The sequence below is a fragment of the Streptomyces viridiviolaceus genome (assembly GCF_014650995.1).
Classification (GTDB): Bacteria; Actinomycetota; Actinomycetes; order Streptomycetales; family Streptomycetaceae; genus Streptomyces; species Streptomyces viridiviolaceus.
Map to the genome: position 1 here is coordinate 43,798 of NZ_BMWA01000019.1, position 24,905 is coordinate 68,702.

Annotated in this window: 19 protein-coding genes and 1 riboswitch; of the genes, 12 read left to right on the plus strand and 7 right to left on the minus strand. The window is 73.1% G+C overall.

Translation table 11 applies throughout. The features are described 5' to 3' along the window. Positions 1–197 precede the first annotated feature (197 nt). The gene (locus IE260_RS26410) at positions 198–1,208 is read right to left on the minus strand and encodes a polyprenyl synthetase family protein (protein ID WP_189876077.1); all 1,011 of its coding nucleotides are present in this window, start codon (positions 1,206–1,208) and stop codon (positions 198–200) included. Between the two features lie 828 nt (positions 1,209–2,036). Next, positions 2,037–2,204, plus strand: a riboswitch (cyclic di-AMP (ydaO/yuaA leader). Between the two features lies 1 nt (position 2,205). Here IE260_RS26410 and IE260_RS26415 point away from each other — a divergent pair. Further along, complete coding sequence (locus IE260_RS26415; protein ID WP_189876079.1) at positions 2,206–2,703, plus strand: transglycosylase SLT domain-containing protein; 498 nt, start codon at positions 2,206–2,208, stop codon at positions 2,701–2,703. Positions 2,704–2,724: 21 nt separating this feature from the next. On the opposite strand, the gene IE260_RS26420 is transcribed toward IE260_RS26415, so the two are convergent. Further along, a complete protein-coding gene (locus IE260_RS26420) occupies positions 2,725–3,534 on the minus strand; it encodes an HAD family hydrolase (RefSeq protein ID WP_189876081.1) in 810 nt (269 codons plus the stop codon). 235 nt (positions 3,535–3,769) lie between these two features. On the opposite strand from IE260_RS26420, the gene IE260_RS26425 reads away from it, so the two are divergent. The 3 genes from IE260_RS26425 (at position 3,770) to IE260_RS26435 (ending at position 7,388) form a co-directional block, all read left to right on the plus strand. Then, positions 3,770–4,828, plus strand: a complete 1,059-nt coding sequence (locus IE260_RS26425; protein WP_189876301.1) for a GNAT family N-acetyltransferase — start codon at positions 3,770–3,772, stop codon at positions 4,826–4,828. 59 nt (positions 4,829–4,887) lie between these two features. Continuing rightward, the gene (locus tag IE260_RS26430; RefSeq protein WP_189876082.1) at positions 4,888–6,189 is read left to right on the plus strand and encodes a glycosyltransferase family 2 protein; all 1,302 of its coding nucleotides are present in this window, start codon (positions 4,888–4,890) and stop codon (positions 6,187–6,189) included. Positions 6,190–6,632: 443 nt separating this feature from the next. After that, the gene (locus IE260_RS26435) at positions 6,633–7,388 is read left to right on the plus strand and encodes a polysaccharide deacetylase family protein (protein WP_229881305.1); all 756 of its coding nucleotides are present in this window, start codon (positions 6,633–6,635) and stop codon (positions 7,386–7,388) included. 10 nt (positions 7,389–7,398) lie between these two features. Here IE260_RS26435 and IE260_RS26440 read toward each other — a convergent pair whose 3' ends face one another. The 5 genes from IE260_RS26440 to IE260_RS26460 form a co-directional block, all read right to left on the minus strand. Next, the gene (locus IE260_RS26440; RefSeq protein ID WP_229881280.1) at positions 7,399–8,394 is read right to left on the minus strand and encodes a glycosyl hydrolase; all 996 of its coding nucleotides are present in this window, start codon (positions 8,392–8,394) and stop codon (positions 7,399–7,401) included. A gap of 164 nt (positions 8,395–8,558) precedes the next feature. Next, positions 8,559–9,011 (minus strand): hypothetical protein, encoded by a 453-nt coding sequence (locus IE260_RS26445; RefSeq protein WP_189876087.1) that lies wholly within the window; start codon positions 9,009–9,011, stop codon positions 8,559–8,561. Between the two features lie 21 nt (positions 9,012–9,032). After that, positions 9,033–11,396, minus strand: coding sequence for a glycosyltransferase (locus tag IE260_RS26450; RefSeq protein WP_229881282.1), 2,364 nt, complete (start codon positions 11,394–11,396; stop codon positions 9,033–9,035). 105 nt (positions 11,397–11,501) lie between these two features. Next, positions 11,502–13,907, minus strand: a complete 2,406-nt coding sequence (locus tag IE260_RS26455) for a lipopolysaccharide biosynthesis protein (RefSeq protein ID WP_189876089.1) — start codon at positions 13,905–13,907, stop codon at positions 11,502–11,504. Beyond that, positions 13,900–15,156 (minus strand): DegT/DnrJ/EryC1/StrS family aminotransferase, encoded by a 1,257-nt coding sequence (locus tag IE260_RS26460; RefSeq protein ID WP_189876091.1) that lies wholly within the window; start codon positions 15,154–15,156, stop codon positions 13,900–13,902. The genes IE260_RS26455 and IE260_RS26460 overlap by 8 nt, the downstream gene beginning before the upstream one ends. A 375-nt stretch (positions 15,157–15,531) precedes the next feature. Between IE260_RS26460 and fahA the strand changes: the two genes are divergently transcribed. The 8 genes from fahA (at position 15,532) to IE260_RS26500 (ending at position 24,904) form a co-directional block, all read left to right on the plus strand. Then, entirely contained in the window at positions 15,532–16,743 is a 1,212-nt protein-coding gene (fahA, locus tag IE260_RS26465; RefSeq protein WP_189876093.1) for a fumarylacetoacetase, read from the plus strand. Positions 16,744–16,930: 187 nt separating this feature from the next. After that, positions 16,931–17,869: a M56 family metallopeptidase gene (locus tag IE260_RS26470; RefSeq protein WP_189876095.1), complete on the plus strand. Its 939-nt coding sequence runs from the start codon at positions 16,931–16,933 to the stop codon at positions 17,867–17,869. Between the two features lie 202 nt (positions 17,870–18,071). Next, on the plus strand, positions 18,072–18,860 hold the full coding sequence (locus IE260_RS26475; protein ID WP_189876097.1) for a GntR family transcriptional regulator: 789 nt from the start codon (positions 18,072–18,074) through the stop codon (positions 18,858–18,860). Positions 18,861–18,905: 45 nt separating this feature from the next. Next, positions 18,906–19,133: a 4Fe-4S dicluster domain-containing protein gene (locus IE260_RS26480; protein WP_189876099.1), complete on the plus strand. Its 228-nt coding sequence runs from the start codon at positions 18,906–18,908 to the stop codon at positions 19,131–19,133. Positions 19,134–19,148: 15 nt separating this feature from the next. Further along, entirely contained in the window at positions 19,149–20,510 is a 1,362-nt protein-coding gene (locus IE260_RS26485) for an ABC transporter substrate-binding protein (RefSeq protein ID WP_189876101.1), read from the plus strand. Then, on the plus strand, positions 20,507–21,394 hold the full coding sequence (locus IE260_RS26490; protein WP_189876103.1) for an ABC transporter permease: 888 nt from the start codon (positions 20,507–20,509) through the stop codon (positions 21,392–21,394). The genes IE260_RS26485 and IE260_RS26490 overlap by 4 nt, the downstream gene beginning before the upstream one ends. After that, a complete protein-coding gene (locus IE260_RS26495; RefSeq protein WP_189876105.1) occupies positions 21,372–22,163 on the plus strand; it encodes an ABC transporter ATP-binding protein in 792 nt (263 codons plus the stop codon). Before IE260_RS26490 ends, IE260_RS26495 begins: the two co-directional genes overlap by 23 nt. An 11-nt stretch (positions 22,164–22,174) precedes the next feature. Beyond that, entirely contained in the window at positions 22,175–24,904 is a 2,730-nt protein-coding gene (locus IE260_RS26500; protein ID WP_189876108.1) for a fumarate reductase/succinate dehydrogenase flavoprotein subunit, read from the plus strand. Position 24,905 lies beyond the last annotated feature (1 nt).

The following is a 24,905-nucleotide window of genomic DNA, read 5'->3' on the forward strand; positions in this document are numbered from 1 at the left end:
CGCACTCCGCCGGGCGGGGACCGAGGCGCGGCACGCACTCCGCCGGGCGGGGACCGAGGCGCGGCACGCACTCCGCCGGGCGGGGACCGAGGCGCGGCACGCACTCCGCCGGCCGGGGACCGAGGCGCGGCACGCACTCCGCCGGCCGGGGACCGAGGCGCGGCACGCACTCCGCCGGGCGGGGACCGGCCGGCGTCTCAGCCGGCCCGGTGGACCACCGCGTCGCACAGCTCGACCAGCGCGGTCTTCGCGTCGCACTCCGGCAGCGGGGCCAGCGCCGCGCGCGCCTCCTCGGCATAGCGGACGGTGTCCCGTCGCGCCTGCTCCAGTGCGGGGTGGGCGCGCAGTCCGTGCAGCGCCCGGGCGTGCCGGTCGTCGTCGCTCAGGTCGGAGTCCAGCAGCTCGCACAGCGCGATGTCCTCGGCCAGCCCCAGCCGGGCCGCCCGCTCGCGCAGCCGCAGCACCGGGAGGGTCGCGATGCCCTCGCGCAGGTCCGTGCCCGGGGTCTTGCCCGACTCGTGCGAGTCGGAGGCGATGTCCAGGACGTCGTCCGCGAGCTGGAAGGCGACGCCGAGCCGCTCGCCGTACTGGGTCAGCACGTCCACGACCGTCTCGTCGGCCCCGGACATCATCGCGCCGAACCGGCAGGAGACCGCCACCAGCGATCCCGTCTTGCCGCCCAGCACGTCCAGGTAGTGGTCGACCGGGTCCCGTCCGTCCTGCGGCCCCGCGGTCTCCAGGATCTGGCCGGTGACCAGCCGCTCGAACGCCAGTGCCTGCACCCGGACCGCCTCGGGCCCGAGGTCGGCGAGGATCTGCGAGGCACGGGCGAACAGGAAGTCGCCGGTGAGGACGGCGACCGAGTTGCCCCAGCGGGTGTTCGCGCTGGGCACGCCGCGCCGCACCTCGGCCTCGTCCATCACGTCGTCGTGGTAGAGCGTGGCGAGGTGGGTCAGCTCCACGACGACGGCCGAGGGCACGATGCCGGGGGCGTACGGGTCGCCGAACTGCGCCGCGAGCATCACGAGCAGCGGCCGGAACCTCTTGCCGCCCGCCCGCACCAGGTGCTGGGCGGCTTCCGTGATGAAGGGCACCTCGCTCTTGGTTGCCTCAAGCAACCCTTCCTCGACAGCCGCCAATCCGGCCTGGACATCGGCTTCCAGAGCCTGGTCCCGCACGCTCAGCCCGAACGGCCCGACGACGGTCACGAGGGGTCTCCTGTCTGCTGGTGTCTACTGGCGGTTACACGGTTTGTCGATAGGTCGCTGCCACCACTCAAGTCAGCGTATCCGGTCACGTTTCGATCACCGATAGCGCCCACCGTTACAGGCCGGTCGGTATCGGATCATGCACGGTATGTTTTTGATCAGGTGATATGAGCAGATATTGATCGACATCGCCAGGAGGACACGACGCGGGACGCGCCACTGGATGCAGCACGGAGTGCGCACGGAGCGCGGCACGCCGGGAACCGCCACCCAAGATCCCACCACTCCTCCCAACGCCCCGCACCCCGAGAACGTCACCCGCGCGCGGCACCCACTCCTCCCGCGCTTCCCCCTCCCGAACGGGTGCCCCCGCCGCGCGACGGAACACCGGGCGGCACCGGCCGGACACCGGGCGGCACCGGGGGACACCGGCCGGCGGAACACCGAGCGACACCGCCGACCGGCCGTCGGCCGGGACCGCCGGCGGCGACCGCGGAGACACCGGCACGCCACCGGCACCCAACCCAGGGCCGGTTGGCACCTAGTTAGCCCTAATGCCCGATTTGCCGCCCTTGTTGACGCAAGTGAGTTGGGTCACTCCGGCCACCCCGCCGACCCCACGCCACACAGCCGCCCCACAGACCGCCACCCCTTTGCCTCAAAGGCCAGTTGAGCCTTGGCAACCGCAAAGGATCAAGTACCCCAAACGCCCCAGACCAAGGTCAACATGCGTGTTGGGTGATTCCTGCACTTGTTCCGGACATGTGCTCTCGCATACGTTCCCGGCCTGTCAGGCGGACGCCGAATCCTGCCACCGCCTAGACAACAGTCATCCACTCGACAAACTCGCGGGCAGGAGCGGGGGACCCAGGTAAGTCGCCGCACCGGGCACCACACCGGAGCGGCTTGGGGTGAAGCCGTGCCCGTCAGGGCACGGCCGGGCACCTCCCCGCCCGAACCCGACAGCTCACCTCGCAGGCGTAGGAGAGGAACCCACATGTCTGCGAACGGTCAGCAGCGCTCCACCCGAACCGCCCGCCTCGCCCGCAAGCTCACTGTGGCCGGCACCGGCGCAGCCGTGCTCGCCCTGCCGCTCATCGGCGCGACCAGCGCCTCCGCCGCCACCCCGGCCGCCCCGACGACCGCCACCACGGTCGCGAAGGCGGCGACGTACCCGGACAACCTCGACGGCTGGATCCGCGAGTCGCTCGCCATCCTGAAGCAGAACGGCATCCCCGGGACGTACCACGGCATTCACCGCAACATCATGCGGGAGTCGTCGGGCAACCCGCTCGCCATCAACAACTGGGACATCAACGCCCGCAAGGGCACCCCGTCCAAGGGCCTGCTCCAGGTGATCGACCCGACCTTCCGGGCGTACCACGTGGCGGGCACCTCCTGGGACCCGTACGACCCGGTCGCCAACATCACCGCGGCCTGCAACTACGCGGCCGACCGGTACGGCTCCATCGACAACGTCTTCGGGGCGTACTGAGCCTGAGGAACAAGGCGGGCCCTAGTCCCCGCCGAACAGTCGCTCGAGGACGACGGCGATGCCGTCGTCCTCGTTCGACAGGGTGACCTCGTCGGCCACCGCCTTGAGCTCGTGATGGGCGTTGGCCATGGCGACGCCACGGGCGGCCCAGTGGAACATGGGGATGTCGTTGGGCATGTCCCCGAAGGCGATCGCCTGCCCCGGGCTCAGCCCCAGGTGCTCGGCGGCCAGCGCCAGACCGGTCGCCTTGGTGATGCCGCACGGCTGGAGCTCGACGGTCCCCGGCCCCGACATCGTGACCGTCGCGAGGGAACCGACCACCGCGCGCGCGGTCGCCGCCAACTCGTCGTCCGTCAGGTCGGGGTGGCGCAGCAGCACCTTGCTGATGGGCTCGCTCCACAGTTCCCCGCGCCTCCCCACCCGCACGGCGGGCAGGGTCGGGTGGGGCATCAGGTACCCCGGCTCGATGAGCGTCAGCCCGTCGACGCCGTCCTGGTCGACCGCGGCGTACACCTCGCCCACCTCGGCCTCGATCTTGCCGAGCGCGGTCTCCGCCAACTCCCGGTCGAGGGTGACCGACCACAGCAGCCGGTCGGCGCCGGCGTCGTACACCTGCGCTCCCTGCCCGCACACGGCGAGTCCCGTGCAGCCGAGCCCGTCGAGCAGCGGCCGCACCCGCGGCGCCGGCCGCCCCGTCACCACCAGGTGCCGCGCACCTGCCTCAGCCACCCGTGCGAGCGCGGCCAGCGACCGGTCGGAGACGGTGTCGTCCCCGCGGAGCAACGTTCCGTCGAGGTCGGTGGCGACGAGTGAGTACGCGGTGCGGTGCATGATCAGAGAATACGGACACGGCGACCGTCCGACTCACCCGCGGAAGCCACACGCACGGGGCCTACGTGTCCGAAAGCTGACTCATCATCGGCTAAAGGCAGTTAAAGCCCTGTGCACCGGTTGGCAACAACATGCTCCGCTACCTACCCTCCGGACGGCCCCGGGGGTACCTTCCTTCTGTTCAGGGGGACTTGATCGGGGGGTCGGGTTGAACAGCGGACGTATCCGTGTGCTGATGCCGGAGGAACTGGGCGAGGGGGAACGGGAGCACTGGCGGGAGCTGCGCGCCAAGTCGGGAACGCCGCGCAATCCGTTCATGGAACCGGAGTTCACCGACGTCGTGGGCCGAGTACGGCCGCGGGCGCGGGTGGCGGTCCTGTACGACGGGCGCGAGGCGGCCGGTTTCCTGCCGCACGAACGCGGACCGCTGGGCCAGGGGCGCGCCATCGGGCTCGGGGTCTCGGACTGCCAGGGCGCGGTGCTGCGCCAGGGCCTCGCGCCGGACACCCGTGCGCTGCTGCGGGCCTGTTCGCTGTCGAGCTTCGCCTTCGACAACCTGGAGGCCGAGCAGGGGCTGTTCGTGCCGTACGCCGCCGAGGAGCACACCACCTACGTCATCGACGTGGAGAAGGGGTACGAGGCCTACGAGAGCGTCCTGCGCGCCCAGTCGCCGAAGTTCCTGAAGACCACCCTCGCCAAGGAGCGCAAGCTCGGCCGCCAGGTCGGGGACGTGCGGTTCGTGTTCGACGAACGCGACCCGGCGGCGCTGCGCACGCTCATGGAGTGGAAGTCGGCGCAGTACCGCAGGACCGGGCGCCGGGACCGGTTCGCGCAGGAGTGGATCACCCGGCTCGTCGGCCGGCTCGCCGAGACCCGGGCGCAGGAGTGCACGGGCACGCTGTCCGTGCTGTACGCCGGCGGCCGGCCGATCGCCGCCCACTTCGGGCTGCGCTCGACGACGGTCCTGGCCTGCTGGTTCCCTGCGTACGACCCGGACTTCGCGAAGTACTCCCCGGGGCTGGTGCTGCATCTGCGGATGGCCGAGGCCGCCGCGGCCGAGGGCATCGGCATGCTCGACATGGGGCGGGGCGCGGCCGAGTACAAGGACTCGCTGAAGACCGGCGAACTGCCCGTTTACGAGGGGGCGGTGACGCGTCCGGGGGCGGGCGCGGCGCTGCACTGGCTGAGCCGCGAGCCGGCCCGCCGCGCGCACAGCTTCGTGCGCCAACGGCCGCGGCTGGCATCGGTGGCGGCACGGACGCTGAGGGGCGCGGCCCGACTGCGCCGTTCGTGACGGGTCTGTCATGACGGGCCTTTCATGGCTCAGGTGCGACAAGTGAGGGGGGCGGGCGCATGTCCCGTACAGCACGTGCGCGGCAGGAGACACGGCAGGAGATCGAGCGGTTTCTGAGCATCGATCCGGTGCAGGTCGCCGAGCTGGATCTCAGCGAGGGGGAGGTGGTCCTCAGACCGGGGCCGGGCAGCGCACCGGTGACGTCCGGGCCGGTGTTCGCCCTGGTCAGGAGGGAGGGCCTGCCCGTCGGCACCGTGCTCGGGCACGTACCGGAGGGCGCGGACGCCACGGAGGTGCTGGCCGGGCTCGCCCGGGAGCTGCCCCGGGGGGCGCCGCCGGAGCCGCTGCCCGAGCCGCCGTCCGCCAGTGTCGTCGTCGCCACCCGGGAACGCGCCGATCAGCTCGCCCGCGCGCTCGACTCCCTGCTGGCGCAGGACCACCCGGACTTCGAGATCGTGGTCGTCGACAACGCGCCGGTCACGCAGGAGACCCGGGAGCTGGTCGAGCGGAAGTACGGCGAGCGCGTGCGGTACGTGTGCGAACCGGTCCCCGGGCTCGCGATCGCGCACAACCGGGGGCTCACGGCCGTCCAGGGGGAAGTGGTCGCCTTCACCGACGACGACGTGGTCGCCGATCCGCGCTGGCTCACCGAACTGACGGCGCCGTTCGCCGCGGACCCGCGTCTGGGCTGCGCCACCGGCCTGATCCTGCCCGCGCGGCTGCGCACCCCGGCGCAGGTGCTGCTGGAGAGCCACGGCGGCTTCGCCAAGGGCTTCACACCTCGGACGTACGACCCGGAGCACCCGCCCGCCGACGAGCCGCTGTTCCCCTTCACCGCCGGGCGGTTCGGCTCCGGCGCCAACATGGCCTTCCGTACGGCGGCGCTGCGTGCCGTCGACGGCTTCGACCCGGCCACCGGCGCGGGCACGCGGGCGCGGGGCGGCGACGACCTCTACGGCTTCGTCCGCGTCCTCGCCCAGGGGCACCGGCTGCGGTACACCCCGCGGGCCCTGGTGTGGCACCACCACCGGGAGACGTGGCGGGACCTGGAGACCCAGGCGTACGGCTACGGCGCGGGCCTCACCGCCTACCTCACGGCGATCCTGGTCAACCGCCCCGCGCTGTTCCCGGCGTTCCTCGCCCGGCTGCCGCGCGGCCTGGCGCACGCGCGTGCGCTGACCGCCGTCCGGGACACCGGCGAGGGGGACGCCGCGGCGGGCGTACCGGGCGAGCACGACGCCCGCACGCACCCCTGGCCGCGACGCCTGTCACGCCTGCAACGCCGGGGCATGCTGTACGGCCCCGTCGGCTACCTGCGCGCCCGCCGGGCGCTGCGCAAGGTCGGACTGGAGGCACGATGAGCGAGGGCACTAGAGAGGCCGGGACGGGAGAGGGCGCGAGAGCGGGGGACCCGACGACCGGAGGCACCACCCCACGCGGCGCGAGGACCGGGGACCCGGAAGCGGGAAGCACCAAGGCCCGGGCCGCCTCGGCGGGCAACCCGAAAACGGCGAGCACGCCGGTCCGAGCCGCCTCGGCGGGAAACACGAAGGCGCGAGGCGGGAAGGCCAGGGTCCCCGGAGGCAGCCGCACGACAACCGAGGACGCCGAGGCCGGAGACGCGAAGGCCAAGGTCTCCCGAGGCAGCGGCACGACAACCGAGGACGCCGAGGCCGGAGACGCGAAGGCCAAGGTCTCCCGAGGCAGCGGCACGACAACCGAGGACGCCGAGGCCGCAGGCGGGAGGGCCGGAGGTGTCTCGGTGGGGCGGGGGCACATTCCCGTGTTCCTCTATCACGCCGTGATGGACGATCCGCCCTCCTGGATCGCCGAGTTCACCGTCACGCCCAAGGAGTTCGCCGCGCATCTGGACGCGATCGCCGACAGCGGCCTGACGCCCGTCACGATCAGCGCCCTCGCCGACCACCTCGCGGGACGGGCGCCCCTGCCGGCCAGGCCGGTGCTGCTCACCTTCGACGACGGCTTCGCCGACCTGCCGGGTCCCACGGCCGAGACCCTGGCCGGGCGGGGGATGCCGGCCACCGCCTACCTCACCACCGGTGCCATCGCCCCGGGCGGCCGCAGTCTGCTGCCGCCCGCCCCGATGATGACCCTGGCCCGGGCGGCCGACCTGGAGAGCGCCGGCATGGAGATCGGCAGCCACACCGTCACCCACGCCCAGCTGGACACCCTGTCCGCCAGGGACCTGGCGTACGAACTGCGCGACTCCAAGGCCGTCCTGGAGGACGCCCTCGGCCACCCGGTCCGCCATCTCGCCTACCCGCACGGCTACAACAGCGCCAAGGTGCGGTCGCTGTCGGCCCGCGCCGGGTACGAGACGGCGACGGCCGTGCGGCACGCGCTCAGCTCGGACCGCGACGAGCGGTACCGCATCGCCCGGCTCATCGTGCGGCGGAGCCACACGGTCGCCGACGTCCGGGCCTGGCTGGCCGGAGAGGGCGCCCGGATCGCCCCCTACCGCGACGGACCGAAGACCGTCGCGTGGCGGTGGTACCGGCGGGGCCGTGCCATGCTCCGGGGGCCCGAATTCGCCGGGTGACCGGCTCCGGTCACTTCAGCGGCTGGTTGAGATAGGGGTCGGCGGCCACCTTGCGCAGGCTGGCCCACGCCTGGTCGTTGGCCACCGCCAGATTGCAGTGCGGCCCCGGGTCACGGTAGTTCCACTGGAGGGCGGCCTTGACCCCCTCCAGTCCCTTGAGCACCCGGGGCACCTGCGCGTACCAGTCCGCCTGCCGGTCCGGCCGGTTCGCGTCGGAGGCGCTGCCGAACTCCGAGAGCATCAGCGGCTTGTCGTCGGACAGATGCGTGCGGATCCACTCGTGCGTGGCGGTCTGGGTCTGGGCGAAGGACAGCCAGTCCGCCTTGTGGCAGCGGTAGTAGTTGTACTGGTTGTAGCCGATCCAGTCGACGTACTCGTCCCCGGGATACATCCGCTCGAACAGGTCGGCGTGGTCGAGGTAACCGGTGATGATCCAGGTCCACACGACGTTGTCCACGCCCAGCTCGCGGAAGCGGTCGTGGATGTGCCGGTAGGCCCGGACGTACTCCGCGGGGGTGCCGGCCTCGGGCGTGCGGGTGTCCATCTCCAGGTCGAAGGAGAGGAACACCTTCTTCCCGGTGCGCTCCCCGTACTCCTTCACGCGCTGCGCCTGGACGTCGATCACGGAGGCGTCCAGGTCTCCGTCGGCGATCTGCTTCCAGGTGGGCTGCTGTTTCTTCGTGCCGCCCCACCACTTGCTCTCCCAGGACAGCAGCAGCATGCGGTCCTCGCCGACGCGCTGCTCCTGTTCGGTCAGCAGCTGGCCCTCCAGACGGGTGCCCTCGACCGCGGACATGTCGTGGTACGTGTACACGATGTCGAGCTTGCGGCCCACGTTCTTCTCGTAGCCGTGGACCTTCTCCGCGAGGTTCGCCTTGTCGTGCGGCACGAAGGCACCGAACCAGGCACCGCAGGGCGGTTCGAGGAGCGCGGTCGGCCGGCACTTGGCGTCGGCGGCCGATCCGCTCGCGCCGTTCGGCCCTGAGGCGTCGCGCAGGGCGAGCACGGCCAGCAGGACCGCGCAGGTGGCCGTGGCGGATGTGACGAGCAGGCGGCGGCGCCGGTTCGGGACCTTCGGTCTGCGGTGCTGTCCGGTCGTCGACGAGTCGGCTGAGGTACTGCGGAACGGGCCGGATCGAAACCGGCTACGGCGATCGGGACGGGCGAACCTCACAGAGTGGAACCCTTCCGTGTCCTCGGCGCCGCCCCCGGCGCCGTCCTCGGCGCCGGGGAAGCGCGCAGGCGCGGGCAGAACGCGGCGAGCGTGGTCAGCAGCGTGAGCGTCAGCAGCACGCGCTCCCCGCTGAAGGCGTGCGCGGCGATCAGCACGGTCGAGACGAGCATTGCGGCGCTCACGCTCAGGAAGACGGCCAGCATCAGCCGTTCCAGTTGGTCGGAGTGGCGTTCGAAGTCCGCGTCCCGGCTCTCGACGGGGCCTTCGGCCCGCCGCGACCGCAGCGCGGGGCCGCAGATCCTGACCAGGGCGGCGCCCGGACCGGCGGCCAGGAAGACGGCGACCGCCGCGCCGCGCAGCGGGGAGCCGCCGGGCAGGGCGAGCGCGGCGAGCGCCAGCCAGCCGCCGAACGGGGGCAGCATGCGGATCACAAGGTCCTGAGGTGTCATGGCTGTGCCTCGCTCCCCTTCTCAGCTCGCCGTTTTCAGGACGTAGAGCACGCCGGCGCTGTTCTCCGCCACGCGCTCGAAGCGCGGCGATCCAGCGACGGACTCGCGGATGCGTCTCAGCTGGGCCTGGTCGAGCTGGCCGTTCATCTCCGAGTTCGCCACCTGCCCCTGGGTGAGCAGGAAGTAGGCCCGGGCCGGCCGCTCCACGGCGGCCATGTCGCGGGCGAGCGTGGTGGCCGGGTTGCGCACGATCTCGTCGACGTGGCGCCGGTCGTCGTCGAGGAACCAGTAGTGGTCGACGCGCCAGTACGAGTCGTAGGCGAGCGGATAGTTGCGGTTCGCGGCGACCACGAGGGAGCCGTCGGGCGCCTGGTCGAAGAGCTGCTGGACGAGGGCCACTTCCCGGGGTGGGAAGTAGTTGATCCGGTCCTTGCCGGAGTAGCTCGGCACGAACGCGAGCGTCCCCGTGAGCAGCGCGAGCAGCGGCACCCACGCACCGTACCGCAGCCGGGGCAGCGGGAACCCGCGGCGCCCGGCGGTGCCGGCGGGCTCCCGCCCGCCCCTCTCGCGCGCGGCGGCGTCGGCGGCCAGCGTACGCACCTTGGGCAGCAGCGCGGCGGCGGCGAAGAAGGCCGCGCCGGGCAGCATGAACATCAGCACCCGGAAGATCATCTCGCTGCCGTAGCTGCTCGCCACGAACATCGGCAGCGGGGCCGCCGCGATCAGCAGCAGCGGCAGCGCCCGGTGCCTGAGCACCCGCTGGCGCAGTACGCCCACCAGCGCCAGCAGCAGCACCGAACCCGACAGCAGCCGGGCGGCCCAGGACGTCGCCACCGCTCCGGCGCCGGTCGGGGTGGCCCCGTAACCGGTCTCGACGTTGGCGCCCACGTCACCGACGGAGCGGATCATGTCCGGCATCGCGGCGGACAGGAAGGGCAGCGCGGCCGTCAGGCACCAGGCCAGGAAGATCACGACCGTCGTGACCGTCGGGACCCAGTCGCGGTAGCGGCGCGTGAGGCACAGCGCCAGCAGCGAGACGACCAGCATGCCGGGCGTCAGCTGGTGCGAGACGACGATGGCGGTGACCAGCACGGTGATCAGCACCGTCCACATGGCCTGCCCCTGCCGCCCGCGCCGCCCGCCGGAACGGCCGTACCGGCGCAGCACGACCGCCAGGACGCCCACGTGCAGGGCGAAGGCGACGGACTGGGGCGAGAAGTAGTCCTGGCCCACCCAGTTGGCGACGAAGAACAGCCATACGGCGGTCCAGATCAGCCGCCGGTCCTGGGTGAAGGTGCGGTAGATCAGCAGCAGCGGGAGCAGCAGCATCAGGCTGGAGACCAGCGGCCACCACGCCATGTACATCGCGGTGTTGTCCACGCCGAGCAACCGCACCAGCGCGGCCTGGGCGGCGAAGAAGCCGGGCCACTGGTCGTACACGGCCATGTCGCCGAGCTGGTCCTCGGTCTGGAGTCCGCCGGCCGTCAGCAGGTGGTCGATGACCGCGTCGTGCTTCCACGCCCAGGCGTACAGCGGGGTCGGGTACAGCACGGCCTGGGTGGCCCGCTCCATCACCAGCAGGCCCAGGACGTACGCCAGCGACCAGCCGTTGCCGCGCCGCGGGTTGCGGACCGTGAACCAGAAGCCCGTGGTGAGCACGACGAGGCCGGCCCAGAAGGTGGGATGCAGCGCGGTGACGAGTCCGTAGTCGTCCAGGGCGGACACGTCGGTGTGCCGCATCGCGTAGACCCACAGGGCGAGCGCGGCGAGCAGGGGCAGGGCCGGCCAGGCGGCGGCAGCGCGCCCGGGCCAGGCAGCAGGGGAAAGGTCGGAGAGATCCGTCACGGGCGGCTCGGCGGCGGAGCCGGGTGACTCCTGGGTAGGGGGACGGGTGCCCGAGGCGCCCGGCCGGCTCGGGGTGCGCGAGGCGCGGGACGGACGCGGGGACCGGACGGCCACGTCCTGACCGGGCCGGACGGCCGCTTCCTCACCGGGCCGGACGGCAGGCTCCCGCGCGGGCACCAGGACGGACTCCTCCTCGGAGAGGAGGGAAGGCTCGTCGGCGGACTGCAGGGATGCCTTCTCGGGTGGACGCAGGGAGGCCTCGCCGCTCGGCCTCAGGGACGCCTCGCCCGTGGGCCGGGCGGCCGCGTCGCGCGGTGGGCGGGGGGACGCCTCTTCCGAGGTCCCCGCGGCGGACTCCTGCGAGGCGCGGGGAGCCGCGTCCAGCCGGGCGGCGGCGTCGGCCGCCTGCTCGTGATCGGACTCCGGCTCACGCCCCGAGCGGGTGTCGGAGGCGGCTTCGGTTCCCGGTGCACGCTGGGCCCCGGACTCGCCCGGCGCTTCCGGCTCGGCCGGCGTTTCCGGCGTGTCGGAGGCCGGCACGTCCGGGGTTTCCTGCCCGGGCACGGGCTCTGGTGCGGATCTCTCCCGTGGAGTTGCTGGCGGACGCACGACGGTTCCCCCCTGGCGGTTCGGCTCTGTGCTTGATCAGTCCCTGGATCTGCCGTTCGATCTGGTGCGTTGCGGGGGCTCCGCCGGAAACGCCGGGCGGCGCGGTGACAGGAGCAGGACGACGAGGACGAGCAGCAGGAGGAGAGGCGGCGCGACCGGCGCGAGCGCCTGCCGCCAGACCCAGCCCCCCACCGCGGCGAGATACAGAACCCCCCAGCGTCCCGTCCACGGCAGCCGCCCGCCCACGTGCGCGAGCAGCAGCCACAGCGGTACGAGACACAGCAACTGCAGGACGAGCGGCGCCCAGCGCAGCAGTGGCCCTGGCCCGTCGAGCCCCACTGCCTCCGCGAGAAAGCCGGCCGTCTCCGCATACAACGCCCCATCGACCGGCCGCGGTTCCCGGCCCAGCGCGACGGGCGCCGCGTACAGGGCGAGTACGGCGGCTCCCAGCGCGGCACCGGGGAGCCACGGGTCGGGCCGGGTGCACAGTGTCACCGAGGCCACGAACACCACGAGCAGTGCGGCCCCCGCGAGAAGCGCGGGCAGCGGCAGGCCGTCCAGCAGCTCCCGTCCGGTGAGTTCGGCCGTGGATCCCGACGCCCCGCTCAGCCACGGCAGTTCGCTCAGCGCCGCCCAGAAGACCACGGTGGCGACACCGAGCAGCCCCCACAGGACGAACCGGATCCGCCTCTCCTGGGTCTCGTGCGGGTCGCCCTGCCCCGACGCCTCATCGCGCTCGTACGTGTCGTACGGCCCGTGCCGTCCGTATCCGCCGCCGTCCGCGCCGCCGGCCTCGGCCTCGTCCCGCGCGTCGGTTTCGTCCCGCGCGTCGGCACCGGCCTGTGCCCCCGGGCCGGCCTCCGCCCCGGAACCGGGCTGCTGGGGCCGGACGATGACCGCGAGGGCGTCCGCCTCCAGGGCCTCCCGTTCGTATCCGGGACGCCCGATGAACAGCGTGACCGTGTCCTCCCGCTGCGCCGCGTCGGACTGGCCGCGCTCCTCGTAGGCCGCCCGGCGCGCCCAGCCCGTGCCGTACCCGGCGGTGGCGTTCAGCCGTGCCCAGCGCGTGCCGTAGGCGGGGCTGCCGGAAGCCGGGTCCCGGTCGCCGCGCCGCCCGGTGCCGCCGGAGGCGTCGATGCCGCGCAGGGCGGCACGCAGGCCGGGGACGCAGCCGACGGCGACCACCGTCATGCTCAGCAGCACCGCCCAGCCCGCGCCCGCGATCCCGGCCGGGGTGAACAGCACGGCCGCGCTGCCGAGTACGAGGGTGCACATGGCGCCCTGCACGGCGGCGAGCACGCCGGTACGCCCCTGGACGCGCAGCACGCCGATGTACAGCTCGACGACGATCCTCGGCAGCGCCCCGATGGCGAGGAGCCGCAGCACCGTGGAGCCGTGCTCGGCGTAGTCCGCGTCGAAGGGCGCGAGGATCTGCGGGGCGAAGACGACCAGCACCAGCACCACCGGCACCAGCAGCAGCGTCATGCGGCGCAGCGCGCCGCGGACGCCGTCGGCGAGGCGGCGGGGGTCGTGCGAGGCGTGGGCGGTGAGGGAGGAGGCCATGTTGATGGCCATGAACTCCATGGTGCCGCCGACGGTGTAGGCCACGTAGAAGTAGCCGTTCTCCGCTGCGCTGAAGCGGACCGCGACCATCACCGGCAGCAGGTTGATCATCGCCAGGCTGAACAGCGCGCCCAGTGAGTCCCCGGCGAGGAAGCGGCCCATCTCCCGGACCTTGGGCGGCTCCACGTCGCGGTCGGCGGCTGCCTGGCGCGGAATGAGCCTGCGGAAGATCAGCCAGCCGAGCGGCAGGGTGGAGAAGGCGATGGCCACGGCCCAGGACACGAAGATGCCGAGCACCGGCAGCGCCGAGGCGAAGACGGCCAGCAGGATCAGCTTCCCGACCGAGAACACCGCGTTCCCGGCCGGCACCCACTCGGCCTTGCGCAGCCCGGTCAGCACCCCGTCCTGGAGGGTGAGCAGAGCCCAGGCCACGCAGGCGGCGACGAACAGCGTCCCCGCCTCCAGGGTGCCGAGCGGCGCGTACGACGCCCCCCACAGGTCGAGGGTGAGCAGGAAGACCACGGCGGCCAGGGCGACGACCACCGAACTGGCCGCGTACGTACGCCACACCAGCGGCCCGGTCGCGCGGCCGGCGCGCGGCACGAAGCGGACGACGGCGCCGATCATCGTGGTCGCCGTGATGCTGGCGAGCAGCCGCATCGCGGCGATCGCGGCGGATCCCTGGCCGACGGCCTCCTCCGAGTAGTAGCGGGCGGCCACGAGCCAGAAGCCCAGGCCGAGCACGGCGGAGACGCCGGTGCTGAGCATGAGGAAGTAGGCGTTCTTGAACAGCGAGTCGGCGCCCCGCCCGCTGTCGGGCAGCTTCGAGTCGCCGTCCGCCGGTGCCTCGGCGGCTTCGTGCACCCGAGTCTCAGCCACCGAACGGACCCAGCCCTTCCGGTGCCTCCGCCGGCCGCGCCCCGGACTCCTCCAGCGCCTCCACGACCGTACGGGCGCGCAGCGGATCGACGGGCAGCGCGTGCCGCGCGAACCAGCGCGCCCCCTCGGGCGAGGGCGACGGGTCGGTGAAGTCCGCGCCCGCGTAGTCGTCCAGAGGCGGGTCGTAGAGGTAGCCGACGACGACGCCCCGCCGGGCCAGCGCTGCCGTCGCCGCGTCCCGGTCAGCCACGAACAGCGGCACCCGGAACAGGGGCTGGGCTCTGCCCGACGGCCCGGCACCCCGTCCCGTCCGCCCGGCGGGTCCCGCCCAGGGTGTCGACAGAAGCAGTTCCGTGCCCGCCCGGCACCGCGCCAGCACGTCGTCCAACCGGTCGAGCTTCCGGCCGATGCGCGTGAGCCGGAACCGGCCGGACCGGAGGCGGTAGTCGTGCATGTCGACGCGGACCCAGGGGTCGTGCGCCCCGAGGTCCGGGGCCGAGGCGACCGCGCGGGCCAGCTCCTCCGGACGCAGCGGCATCCGGATCTCCTCGCGCTCCATCAGGCCCAGCATCCGCATCGTGGCCCAGGCGGCCCGCCGCAGCCGCAGCCCGCGCACGGCTGCCTCGGCGTACGGCCGTACGGCATAGGCGACTTCGGCCGTCGTCCGGCGCGGCAGCAGCAGGTCGTCGCAGGTCTTCTCCAGCGCTTCCCGCAGCCCCGCGTCGGCGACCGAGAGGATCCCTCCGGCCTTGGCGCCGACGTGTTTGGACAGGCTGAAAACGGAGGCGTCGCCCCAGGCACCGACGGGGCGTCCGCCCACCTCGCTGCCGATGGCGTGCGCCGCGTCCTCGAACAGCGGGATGCCCAACGCGTCACAGCGGGCCCGCAGTTCGGGCGCCGAGTCCGGGTTGCCGTACAGATTGGTCGTCAGCACGGCGGACAGCGAGCCCCACACCTCCTCGGGCACGGCATCGACGTCGATGGACGCGTCCGCCGGGTTCAGCGGCGCCTGCACGGGCCGCAGCCCGGCCGCGAGCACGACGAAGAAGATGACGTCGTCGTTGACCGGCGACATGAGCACCCGGCCGCCCGGCGGGCACCAGTGACGCAGTGCCGCGTAGAGCCCGAAACGGCACGACGGTACGTACACGCTTTCCCGGCCGAGTCGGCTGCGCATGGTCTCTTCGAGCCGCTCTCTCGGCTGCGAAGTCGACCGCGCCTGACCCGGACCGGCCTCCCCTGTGGCCATCCGCCCCCCTGATGTGCCATGGGAACGCCCCCTCCCCGAGGCCTTCCGGCACCCGCCCAGAGTCGCCCCGTTCGCACCGCTCCGTCAAGATTGCGTTCCGGCCTGTGGACAACTTCCCGCACACAAACGGAAGCGGAGCGCCACGCCCCGGCTCGTCCCCCGACGGTCGGCGAGCCGTCCCACCGGCCACTTTCCCCTCCCTCCGTACCGTCCCCCGGGTCACTCCGCGCACGCCGGCCCGCCCCGTCGAAAACACCACCCGCAGCGCGCCGCCACCTCCCTGCGCTCTGCACAAGACCGCCACGTCACCCGTAACGTGTGGCGCGGCCACGGATCACGTGGCGCACGGCGAGCACGAAAGCGAGGCAGCACCCGATGCCCCCCTTCGATGTCCCCGAGGGCGACCCCTTCGGCCCGCACAACCTTCCGTACGGCGTGTTCTCGATCCCCGGCACGCGGGAGCGGACGGTGGGCGTCCGGCTCGGCGACCACGTCCTCGACGCCGGCGCGGCGGCCCACGCGCTCGGATCGCCGTACGCCTCCCTGCTCGCGCGCCCGACTCTGAACCCGCTGCTGGCGGCCGGCCGCACCACCTGGTCGGACGTACGGCGCGCGCTGACGGCCTGGGTCACGGTCCCGTCCCACCGGGAAACCCTCGAACCCCTCTTCCACCCGCTGTCGTCGGTGACCCTGCACCTGCCCTTCGAGGTCGCGGACTACGTCGACTTCTACGCCTCCGAGAACCACGCCCGGAACGTGGGCCAGATCTTCCGCCCCGACGCCGCGGACTCCCTCACCCCGAACTGGAAGCACCTCCCGATCGGCTACCACGGCCGCTCCGGCACGGTCGTCGTCTCGGGCACGGACGTCGTACGGCCGTCGGGGCAGCGCAAGGCACCGGCCGACCCCGTTCCCGTCTTCGGCCCGTCCGTCCGGCTCGACATCGAGGCCGAGGTCGGCTTCGTGGTGGGCACGCCGTCCAACCTCGGCAAGCCGGTCGCGCTCGGCGACTTCCGCGACCACGTCTTCGGGCTGTGCCTGCTCAACGACTGGTCCGCGCGGGACGTCCAGGCCTGGGAGTACGTCCCCCTCGGCCCGTTCCTCGGCAAGTCCTTCGCCACGTCGGTGTCGGCCTGGATCACGCCCCTGGACGCGCTGGAGGAGGCGCGGGTGGCCCCGCCGGAGCGGACGCACGAACTGCTGCCGTACCTGGACGACGCGGACGAGGAACCCGGCGGTTACGACCTGCGGATCTCCGTCGCCATCAACGGCCACACGGTCTCCGAGCCGCCCTTCTCCACGATGTACTGGACGGCCGCCCAGCAGCTGGCCCACATGACCGTCAACGGGGCCTCGCTGCGCACCGGCGACCTGTACGGCTCGGGAACGGTGAGCGGACCGGCCGAGCGGCAGCGCGGGTCCCTGCTGGAACTGACCTGGAACGGGCGCGACCCGCTGGAACTCCCCGACGGCAAGCGGACGTTCCTGGAGGACGGCGACGTGGTGACCATGTCCGCCTGGGCGCCGGGGCCGGACGGCACCCGGGTGGGGCTGGGCGAGGTGACCGGGCGGGTGGTCGCCGGCTGACCCACGCGCGCCCGGATCCGATGGTCCTCGGCACCTGACTCGCGACGCCCGTCACCGTCATACTGGCGACGGGCGGTGCGCGCTCGGCACGCCTGCCCTCCCGCACGAGCCAGAGCCGCACCATCGCCGAACCACCGCACCACCACAGCCAGAGCCGCCTTTCCGACCAGGATCCGGAGCCCGTGGCATGACCGTCTGCCTGCTCCTGCTGTTCGTCGTCGCCGTCACCGCCGCCGTGCCGGTGCCGCGCGCCCTCACCCGGTCCGCGTGGCCGGAGCGGGATCCCGTGGTCGCGCTGTGGGTGTGGCAGTGCCTGGTCGCCACCGTCCTGCTCTGCTGTCTGACGGCCCTCGCCCTGGGCGCCGCCGCCGTGTTCGGCACCGTCCGCGCCCAGCTCTTCGCCCCGGCGCCGCCGGCGGTGACGGCGGCGTACGACCTCTCCGCGGGCCCGGCCTGGGCAGCCGCCGTGACCCTGCTGCTGGCCTGCGGCGCCGCCTGGACGACCGCCATGCTCGCCCGCGAGCTCGTCGAGGCCCGCCGACGCCACGCCCAGGCCCGCGCCCACCTGCGCGAACGTGCCCCCGACCTGCCCGCCGGGCTGCCCGCCGCCCGCGGTCCCCTGCTGGTGCTGGAGGACGAGTACCCGGACGCCTGGTGGATGCCCGGCAGCCCGCCCCAGCTGATCGTCACCACCGGTGCCCTGCACCGGCTCACCGACCACCAGCTCGACGCCGTCCTCACCCATGAGCGCGGCCACGCCCGCGCCCGCCACGACTGGCTGCTGCACCTGTCCACCGCCCTGGCGACCGGCTTCCCGCGCATCCCGCTCTTCGCCCACTTCTGCGACCAGACCCACCGCCTGGTCGAACTCGCCGCCGACGACACCGCCTCCCGCCGCTGCGGGCACCTGACCACCGCCCTGGCCCTGATCGAGCTGAACCAGCACCGCGGCGTCCTGTCCTGCGCCTCCAGCCACCGCCTCCTCGGCGAACGCGTCGACCGCCTCCTGGAACCCCAGCCGCGCCTGGACCGCCGCCACCGAGCCCTGACCACGGCGACGGCCGCCCTGGTGCCCCTGATCCCCGTGCTGATCACCTTCGCGCCGGGCCTGACGGCCTTGTCGTGAGCAGCGGAGCCACCCGGCGCGGACCCACGCCGCGCCGGTTGCGTCCACCCCGCTCCCACCCCACGGCAACCGGGCGGCACCGGTGGCAGATCTCGCCCTCGTCCCAGAGAAACCGCAGCTCAACGGTGCCCCTGACGGAGCCCGCAGTGGCGCAACAATCCAGCAACACCACCAACCCGACCGGATAGGTATGGTTCCGGCCATGCCACCCACCGACCGCATCCGGGACCACGCCGGTCAGGGCGCGACCACCGTCGCCGCCCACCGCACGCGGCGTCGGCTGCGCGCCGACCGGGCCCGGCAACTCGCCGATCTGCTCCGCCGCCAACTGCTCACCGACGCCTACCCCGACGGCACACTGCCCCACGAGGACGCCCTGGCCACCGACTACGGTGCCTCCCGCAACACCGTCCGCGAGGCACTGGACCTGCTCCGCGCCGAAGGGCTCGTGGCGCGCCAGCCCGGCGTCGGCACCGTGGTCGTGGCCCGCAAGTACCCTCACGGGCTCGACCGGCTGATGGGCCTCGCGGAAACCCTCCACGAACACGGCCGGGTCACCAACGAGGTCCGCACCATGGGCCCGGTCCCGGCACCCGCCCCGGTCGCCGAGCGCCTCCAGGTCGCGCCCGCTTCCGACGTCCTCTACATCGAACGCCTGCGCCGCCTCAACGCCATCCCCCTCTCACTCGACCTCACCTACCTCCCTCTCGACATCGGCTCCGCCCTGCTCGGCGCCGACCTGGAGAACACCGACGTCTTCCGCCTCCTGGAGTCCGTCACCGGCCGGTCCCTCGGGCACGCCGAGATCACCCTGGAGGCGGTCACCGCGGACGCGCATTCCGCCGCGGTGCTCGAGGCCCCGCGCGGCGCGGCGGTCCTCATGCTGGAACGGCTGACCCACCTCGCGGACGGCCGCCCCGTGGACCTCGAGTTCATCCGCTTCCGCGGCGACCGCATCGCGATGAGCGGCCTGCTGCGCCGGTCACTCTGAACGCCTCGCCCACCACCTCTCCCGCGCACCTTCCTGGAGACAGCCATGCCCTTGGCGCCCCAGCGGGCCGACGTGCCCGTGACCATCGACGAGTCGAAGTGCATCGAAGGCTGCACCCTCTGCGTGGACATGTGCCCGCTGGACTCCCTCGCCATCGACGAGAGCAACGGCAAGGCGTACATGCACGTCGACGAGTGCTGGTACTGCGGCCCGTGCGCCGCCCGCTGCCCCACCGGGGCCGTCACGGTCAACATGCCCTACCTGCTCCGGTGAGAGGCCCGAACTCCCATGAAACCCCAACGCTCCGCGATCCCCGCGACGGCAGCCGTCACCGCCCTGCTCCTTCCCCTCACCGCCTGCGGCGGCGACGCGTCGGCCGGCGGTGACGGTTCCACGGTCACCGTGACCGTCGGCTACCAGTCCAGGACGATCAACACGGTCACGGCCGGCACCCTGCTGCGCTCCCTCGGCTACTTCGAGAAACAGCTGAACTCCCTGGGCGACGGCGTCACCTACAAGGTGAACTGGCAGGACTACGCGACCGGCGCCCCCATCACTGCCCAGATGACCGCCGGGAAGATCGACATCGGCTCGATGGGCGACTTCCCGCTGCTCATCAACGCAGCCCGTGGCAAGCAGCTCAACCGCCCGACCCGCCTCGTCTCGGTCACCGGCTACAACCTCCGCGGCGGCCTCAACACCATCGTCACCGCACCCGGCTCCTCGCTCAGCTCCCTGAAGGACCTCAAGGGCAAGAAGGTCTCGACGAGCGTCGGCTCGGCCGCCGACGGCACCCTCGTACGCGCCCTGCAGCGCGCCGGACTCGACCCCGGTAAGGACATCGAGAAGCTCAACCAGCAGCCGGCCGTGGGCGCTTCGGCGCTCGCCGCGGGCAGCGCGGACGCCCTGTCGCAGTTCGTCGCCTGGCCCGGCCTGCTCGCCCACCAGGGCAAGGCCGAGGCCCTGTACGACGGCGCGCAGCTGAACCTGCCCACCTTTCACGGCGTCACGGCCCGCGAGGACTTCGCGAAGAAGCGCCCGGCGGTGCTGGAGGCGTTCCTGAAGGCCCAGACGCAGGCGACCGAGTACCTGGACGACCACCCGGTGGCAGCCGCCGAGAAGGTCGCGAAGGCCACGGGCCTGCCCGCCGAGGCCGTCTACCTCTACAACGGCGCCCAGGGCATCGCCACCTTCGACCCGGCGATCAAGCCGCAGCTCGTCTCGGCCCTGAAGCAGGACGTGGCGATCCTGAAGGCCGCGAAACTGACCGGCGACGTGGACGTGGACGCCTTCGTCGACGACCGGTACGTGAAGAAGGCGCTCGGACCGACGGCGTACGCCGAACGTCTCTCCTCCACACCGCCGCCTCCGGCCGGCGAGGTCTGGCCCGAGGGCGCGCGCGAGACCCTCCGCTTCACCTCGCCCACCGCGCTGCTGCGGCACGTGGCCGAGCACCGCGACACCGTCCGGGCCGCCTACGTCCCCGACGCCACCACCGGCACCCTGTGGTTCGCCGACCGGGCGGTGTGGGTGGCCGACGGCGACGAGCTGCTGCCCTTCGTCGCACCGGCGACCGCGCGGGCGTACGTCGCCGGGCACGGCGGCGCCCGCGTCGTCACGTACGCCGAGGCGCTGGAGCGTGCGTCGTGACCCGGTACGCGCTGCGCGTCGCCTCCCTGGCCCTCGCCCTCGGCCTCTGGCAACTGCTGACCAGCCGGGACGTCGACCTGTGGCTGCGCTTCTCGCAGTTCCCCACCGTCACGGACGTGGGCCGTGCCTTCGCCGACCGGCTGTCCGGGCCCGACTACTGGACGGACCTCACCGACAGCCTCACCCGCATCCTCACCGGTTTCCTGCTCGCCGCCGTCCTGGGCGTGGCCACCGGCGTGCTCGTGGCGCGCTCGCGGCTCGCCGAGGACCTGCTCGGCCCGGTGCTGGAAGTGATCCGCCCGATCCCGGCCATCGCTCTCGTGCCCGTGGCGATCCTCCTGTTCCCCTCCAACGAGCAGGGCATCGTCTTCATCACCTGCACCGCTGCCTTCTTCCCCGTCCTGGTCTCCACCCGGCACGCGGTCCGTGCGCTGGCCCCTGTGTGGGAGGAGGCGGTCCGCACCATGGGCGGCGGCCGTCGGCGGGTCCTCGGCTCGGTGGTCCTTCCGGGCGCGCTGCCCGGCGTCTTCGGCGGCCTGTCGGTCGGCATCGGCGTCTCGTGGATCTGTGTGATCTCCGCCGAGATGATCTCCGGCCAGTACGGCGTCGGTTACCGCACCTGGCAGGACTACACCGTCGTCGACTACCCGGGCGTGTTCGTCGGCATGGTCACCATCGGGGTGCTCGGCTGGGTCACCTCCACGGCCGTGGAACTGCTGGGCCGCCGCCTGACCCGCTGGCTGCCGCGCACGTCGTACGTCCCCGGCACCGCACGCCCGAAGGCCGCCCGGACGACCGCGACCACGTCCCCCGCCCCCGTCCCCGCCGTACGCACCGGGCCCGAAGCCGAGGAGGCACGCGATGAGCACCTCGTCCGAGACTGAGACCCGCCCGAAGACCCGCGCGCGGACGTCGTCCCCGCGCGGCGCCCGGCTCGCCCTCCGCGACGCCACCCTCGGCCGCCCGGACTCCCCCGCACTGACCGGCGTGGACGTCGACGTCTCCCCCGGCGAGGTCCTCACCGTGGTCGGCCCGTCGGGCTGCGGCAAGTCGACGCTGCTGCGCACCCTGGCCGGGCTGCTGCCCCCGCTGGCCGGGGCGGCCGAGCAGGACGGGCACCCGATCGACGGGCCGGGGGCGGACCGTGCCCTGGTCTTCCAGGAGGACGCCCTCCTGCCCTGGCGCACCCTGCGCGCCAACGTCGAACTACCCCTCGCGATCCGGGGCCTGGCGCGTACCGAACGCCGGCAACAGGCGACGTCCTGGCTGGAGCGCGTCGGACTCGCCGCGCAGATCCGGCAGTTGCCGCACCGCGTCTCCGGCGGCCAGCGCCAGCGCGCCCAGCTGGCCCGCGCCCTGGCCGGCCGTCCCCGCGCCGTGCTGATGGACGAGCCGTTCGGCGCGCTGGACGCCCAGACCCGCGCGGGCATGCAGGACGTGCTGGTGGAGGTGCTGCACGGCACGGGCGCGACCGTCGTCTTCGTCACCCACGACGTGGACGAGGCCCTGTTCCTCGGCGACCGCGTCGCCCTGCTCGGCTCCGGCCGCCTGACCGCCGTACGCGACGTGCCCAGCCCCCGGGACCGTACGGCGCACGACGACCCGGCCCGCGTGGCGCTGCGGCGCGACGTCCTGTCCTCCCTCGGTACCTGAAAGGCCCTCTGGTGGAGATCCCCGCCCTCACCGACGCCGAAGAGCTCTCCTGCGACGTCCTCGTCATCGGCGGCGGCACCGCCGGCACCATGGCCGCGCTGACCGCCGCCGAGCACGGCGCGAACGTGCTGCTCCTGGAGAAGGCCCACGTCCGGCACTCCGGCGCCCTCGCCATGGGCATGGACGGCGTCAACAACGCGGTCGTCCCCGGCCGCGCCGAACCCGACGACTACGTCGCCGAGATCACCCGGGCCAACGACGGCATCGTCGACCAGTCCACCGTCCGCCAGACCGCGACCCGCGGCTTCGCCATGGTCCAGCGGCTGGAGTCCTACGGCGTGAAGTTCGAGAAGGACGAGCACGGCGAGTACGCGGTCCGCCAGGTGCACCGCTCCGGCTCCTATGTGCTGCCGATGCCGGAGGGCAAGGACGTCAAGAAGGTCCTGTACCGGCAGCTGCGGCGGCGCGAGATGCGGGAGCGGATCCGCATCGAGAACCGCGTGATGCCGGTGCGGGTGCTGACGGCGGAGGGCCGGGCCGTGGGCGCGGCGGGCTTCAACACGCGCACCGGGCGGTTCGTGGCCGTCCGCGCCGGCGCGGTGATCCTGGCGACCGGTGCCTGCGGCCGGCTCGGCCTGCCCGCGTCCGGCTACCTCTACGGCACCTACGAGAACCCCACCAACGCGGGCGACGGCTACGCCATGGCCTACCACGCGGGCGCCGAGCTGACCGGCATCGAGTGCTTCCAGATCAACCCGCTGATCAAGGACTACAACGGCCCGGCCTGCGCCTACGTCGCCAACCCCTTCGGCGGCTACCAGGTCAACCGGCACGGCGAGCGCTTCGTCGACTCGGACTACTGGTCGGGCCAGATGATGGCCGAGTTCGCCGCGGAGGTCGCCGGCGACCGCGGCCCGGTGTACCTGAAGCTCAGCCACCTCCCCGAGGAGTCGGTCTCCGCCCTGGAGAGCATCCTGCACTCCACCGAGCGCCCGACCCGCGGCACCTTCCACGCGGGCCGCGGGCACGACTACCGCACCCACGACATCGAGATGCACATCTCCGAGATCGGCCTGTGCGGCGGGCACTCCGCCTCGGGCGTACGGGTCGACGACCACGCCCGCACCACCGTCCCCCGGCTGTACGCCGCCGGCGACCTGGCCTGCGTGCCGCACAACTACATGATCGGCGCGTTCGTCTTCGGCGACCTGGCGGGCGCGGACGCCGCCCGGTACCGGCCGTACGCGGGCGAGTTGCCGACCGAACAGCTGCGCGCCGCGCACGAACTGATCTACCGACCGCTGCGCAACCCCGACGGCCCGCCGCAGCCCCAGGTCGAGTACAAGCTGCGCCGCTTCGTGAACGACTACGTGGCCCCGCCGAAGTCCGGCGCCCGGCTGTCGCTCGCCCTGGAGGCCTTCGAGCGGATGCGCGCGGACATCGCGGCGATGGGCGCCCGCACCCCGCACGAGCTGATGCGCTGCGCCGAGGTCACCTTCATCCGCGACTGCGCGGAGATGGCCGCCCGGGCCTCCCTGGCCCGCACGGAGTCCCGCTGGGGCCTCTACCACGACCGTCTCGACCACCCGAGCCGGGACGACGCGTCCTGGTTCCACCATCTCGATCTGCACAAGTCCCCCTCCGGTGCGATGGAGTTCACGGCACGTCCCGTGGCTCCCTATCTGGTTCCGGTCGACGAGTTCACCCCTGTCGGCGGCCCCTCCCGGCACCTCGGCGAGGTACACCCCGAGCAGGTCGCCACGGCCGGCGCCCGCGACGTCGCGCCGATCGCCGCGGGACTCCAGCCTCCGGTCACCGAGGCGGGCGGCGACCACGCCGGCGTGGAGCCGACGGCGACGGCCTCCCCCCGGCTGCTGGAACTCCTGGCCCTTGCCGAGAGCGAACCCGAACTCTCCGCCCTCCGGTCGTACCTGACGGACCCCGAGCCCGCCGTCCGGCGTACGGCGGTCACCGTCCTCACCGAGACGGTCCCTGCCGGCACCGGTCCGGCCCTCGCCACTGCCCTGTCCGACTCCGACGGCGAGGTACGCGGCGCCGCGGCGGCCTCCCTGCGCGAACTCGTCGAGACGCTGACGCCCGAACCCGCGCTGGGCGAGCCTCTCGATCAGGCGCTGTCCCAGTCCGACCCGGTCGTCCGCGCCACCGCACTGGACCTGCTGCGCATACTGCGGCTGGGCAACGCCGACACGTTCACCACGGCCCTCGCCGACCCGGACACCGCCGTGCGCATCGAGGCGGTGCGCGGGCTCGTCTCCCTGGACGCCCCGGAGTCGCTGTCCCCGGCCGCCGCCGACCCGTCCCGCGAGGTCCGGGTCACCGTGGCCAAGGCGCTGGGGACGCTCAAGGCCGACCCTTCGGCCGACGGCTCCCTCCGTCGGCTCACGGAGGACTCCGACGCCCTGGTCCGCGGCGCGGCTTTCACGGCCCTGGCGGAGACCGGCTGCCCCGCCCCGCTGGCGGCACGGGCGGTCTCCGCGCTGGCGGACCCCTCCTGGCAGGTCCGCGCCGGCGCGGCCACCGCGCTGTCCGCCGCCGCTCCCGAGACCGCGGTCCCGGCCCTCGCCAAGGCGCTCGCCGATCCGAACGCCGACGTCCGCAAGGCCGCGGTCCTGGCCCTCACCCGGCACACCGGCACCACGCAGGACGCCCGGTCGGCGCTCGCCACCGCCACGAGCGACACGGACGCGGACGTCAGGGCGTACGCGGCCCGGGCCCTGTGAG

Coding starts and splice junctions, on each gene's coding strand:
- IE260_RS26415 (WP_189876079.1), top strand. CDS start 2,206: ATGTCTGCGAACGGTCAGCAGCGCTCCACCCGAACCGCCCGCCTCGCC.
- IE260_RS26420 (WP_189876081.1), bottom strand. CDS start 3,534: ATGCACCGCACCGCGTACTCACTCGTCGCCACCGACCTCGACGGAACG.
- IE260_RS26425 (WP_189876301.1), top strand. CDS start 3,770: ATGCCGGAGGAACTGGGCGAGGGGGAACGGGAGCACTGGCGGGAGCTG.
- IE260_RS26430 (WP_189876082.1), top strand. CDS start 4,888: ATGTCCCGTACAGCACGTGCGCGGCAGGAGACACGGCAGGAGATCGAG.
- IE260_RS26435 (WP_229881305.1), top strand. CDS start 6,633: ATGGACGATCCGCCCTCCTGGATCGCCGAGTTCACCGTCACGCCCAAG.
- IE260_RS26445 (WP_189876087.1), bottom strand. CDS start 9,011: ATGACACCTCAGGACCTTGTGATCCGCATGCTGCCCCCGTTCGGCGGC.
- IE260_RS26460 (WP_189876091.1), bottom strand. CDS start 15,156: ATGGCCACAGGGGAGGCCGGTCCGGGTCAGGCGCGGTCGACTTCGCAG.
- fahA (WP_189876093.1), top strand. CDS start 15,532: ATGCCCCCCTTCGATGTCCCCGAGGGCGACCCCTTCGGCCCGCACAAC.
- IE260_RS26470 (WP_189876095.1), top strand. CDS start 16,931: ATGACCGTCTGCCTGCTCCTGCTGTTCGTCGTCGCCGTCACCGCCGCC.
- IE260_RS26475 (WP_189876097.1), top strand. CDS start 18,072: ATGCCACCCACCGACCGCATCCGGGACCACGCCGGTCAGGGCGCGACC.
- IE260_RS26480 (WP_189876099.1), top strand. CDS start 18,906: ATGCCCTTGGCGCCCCAGCGGGCCGACGTGCCCGTGACCATCGACGAG.
- IE260_RS26485 (WP_189876101.1), top strand. CDS start 19,149: ATGAAACCCCAACGCTCCGCGATCCCCGCGACGGCAGCCGTCACCGCC.
- IE260_RS26495 (WP_189876105.1), top strand. CDS start 21,372: ATGAGCACCTCGTCCGAGACTGAGACCCGCCCGAAGACCCGCGCGCGG.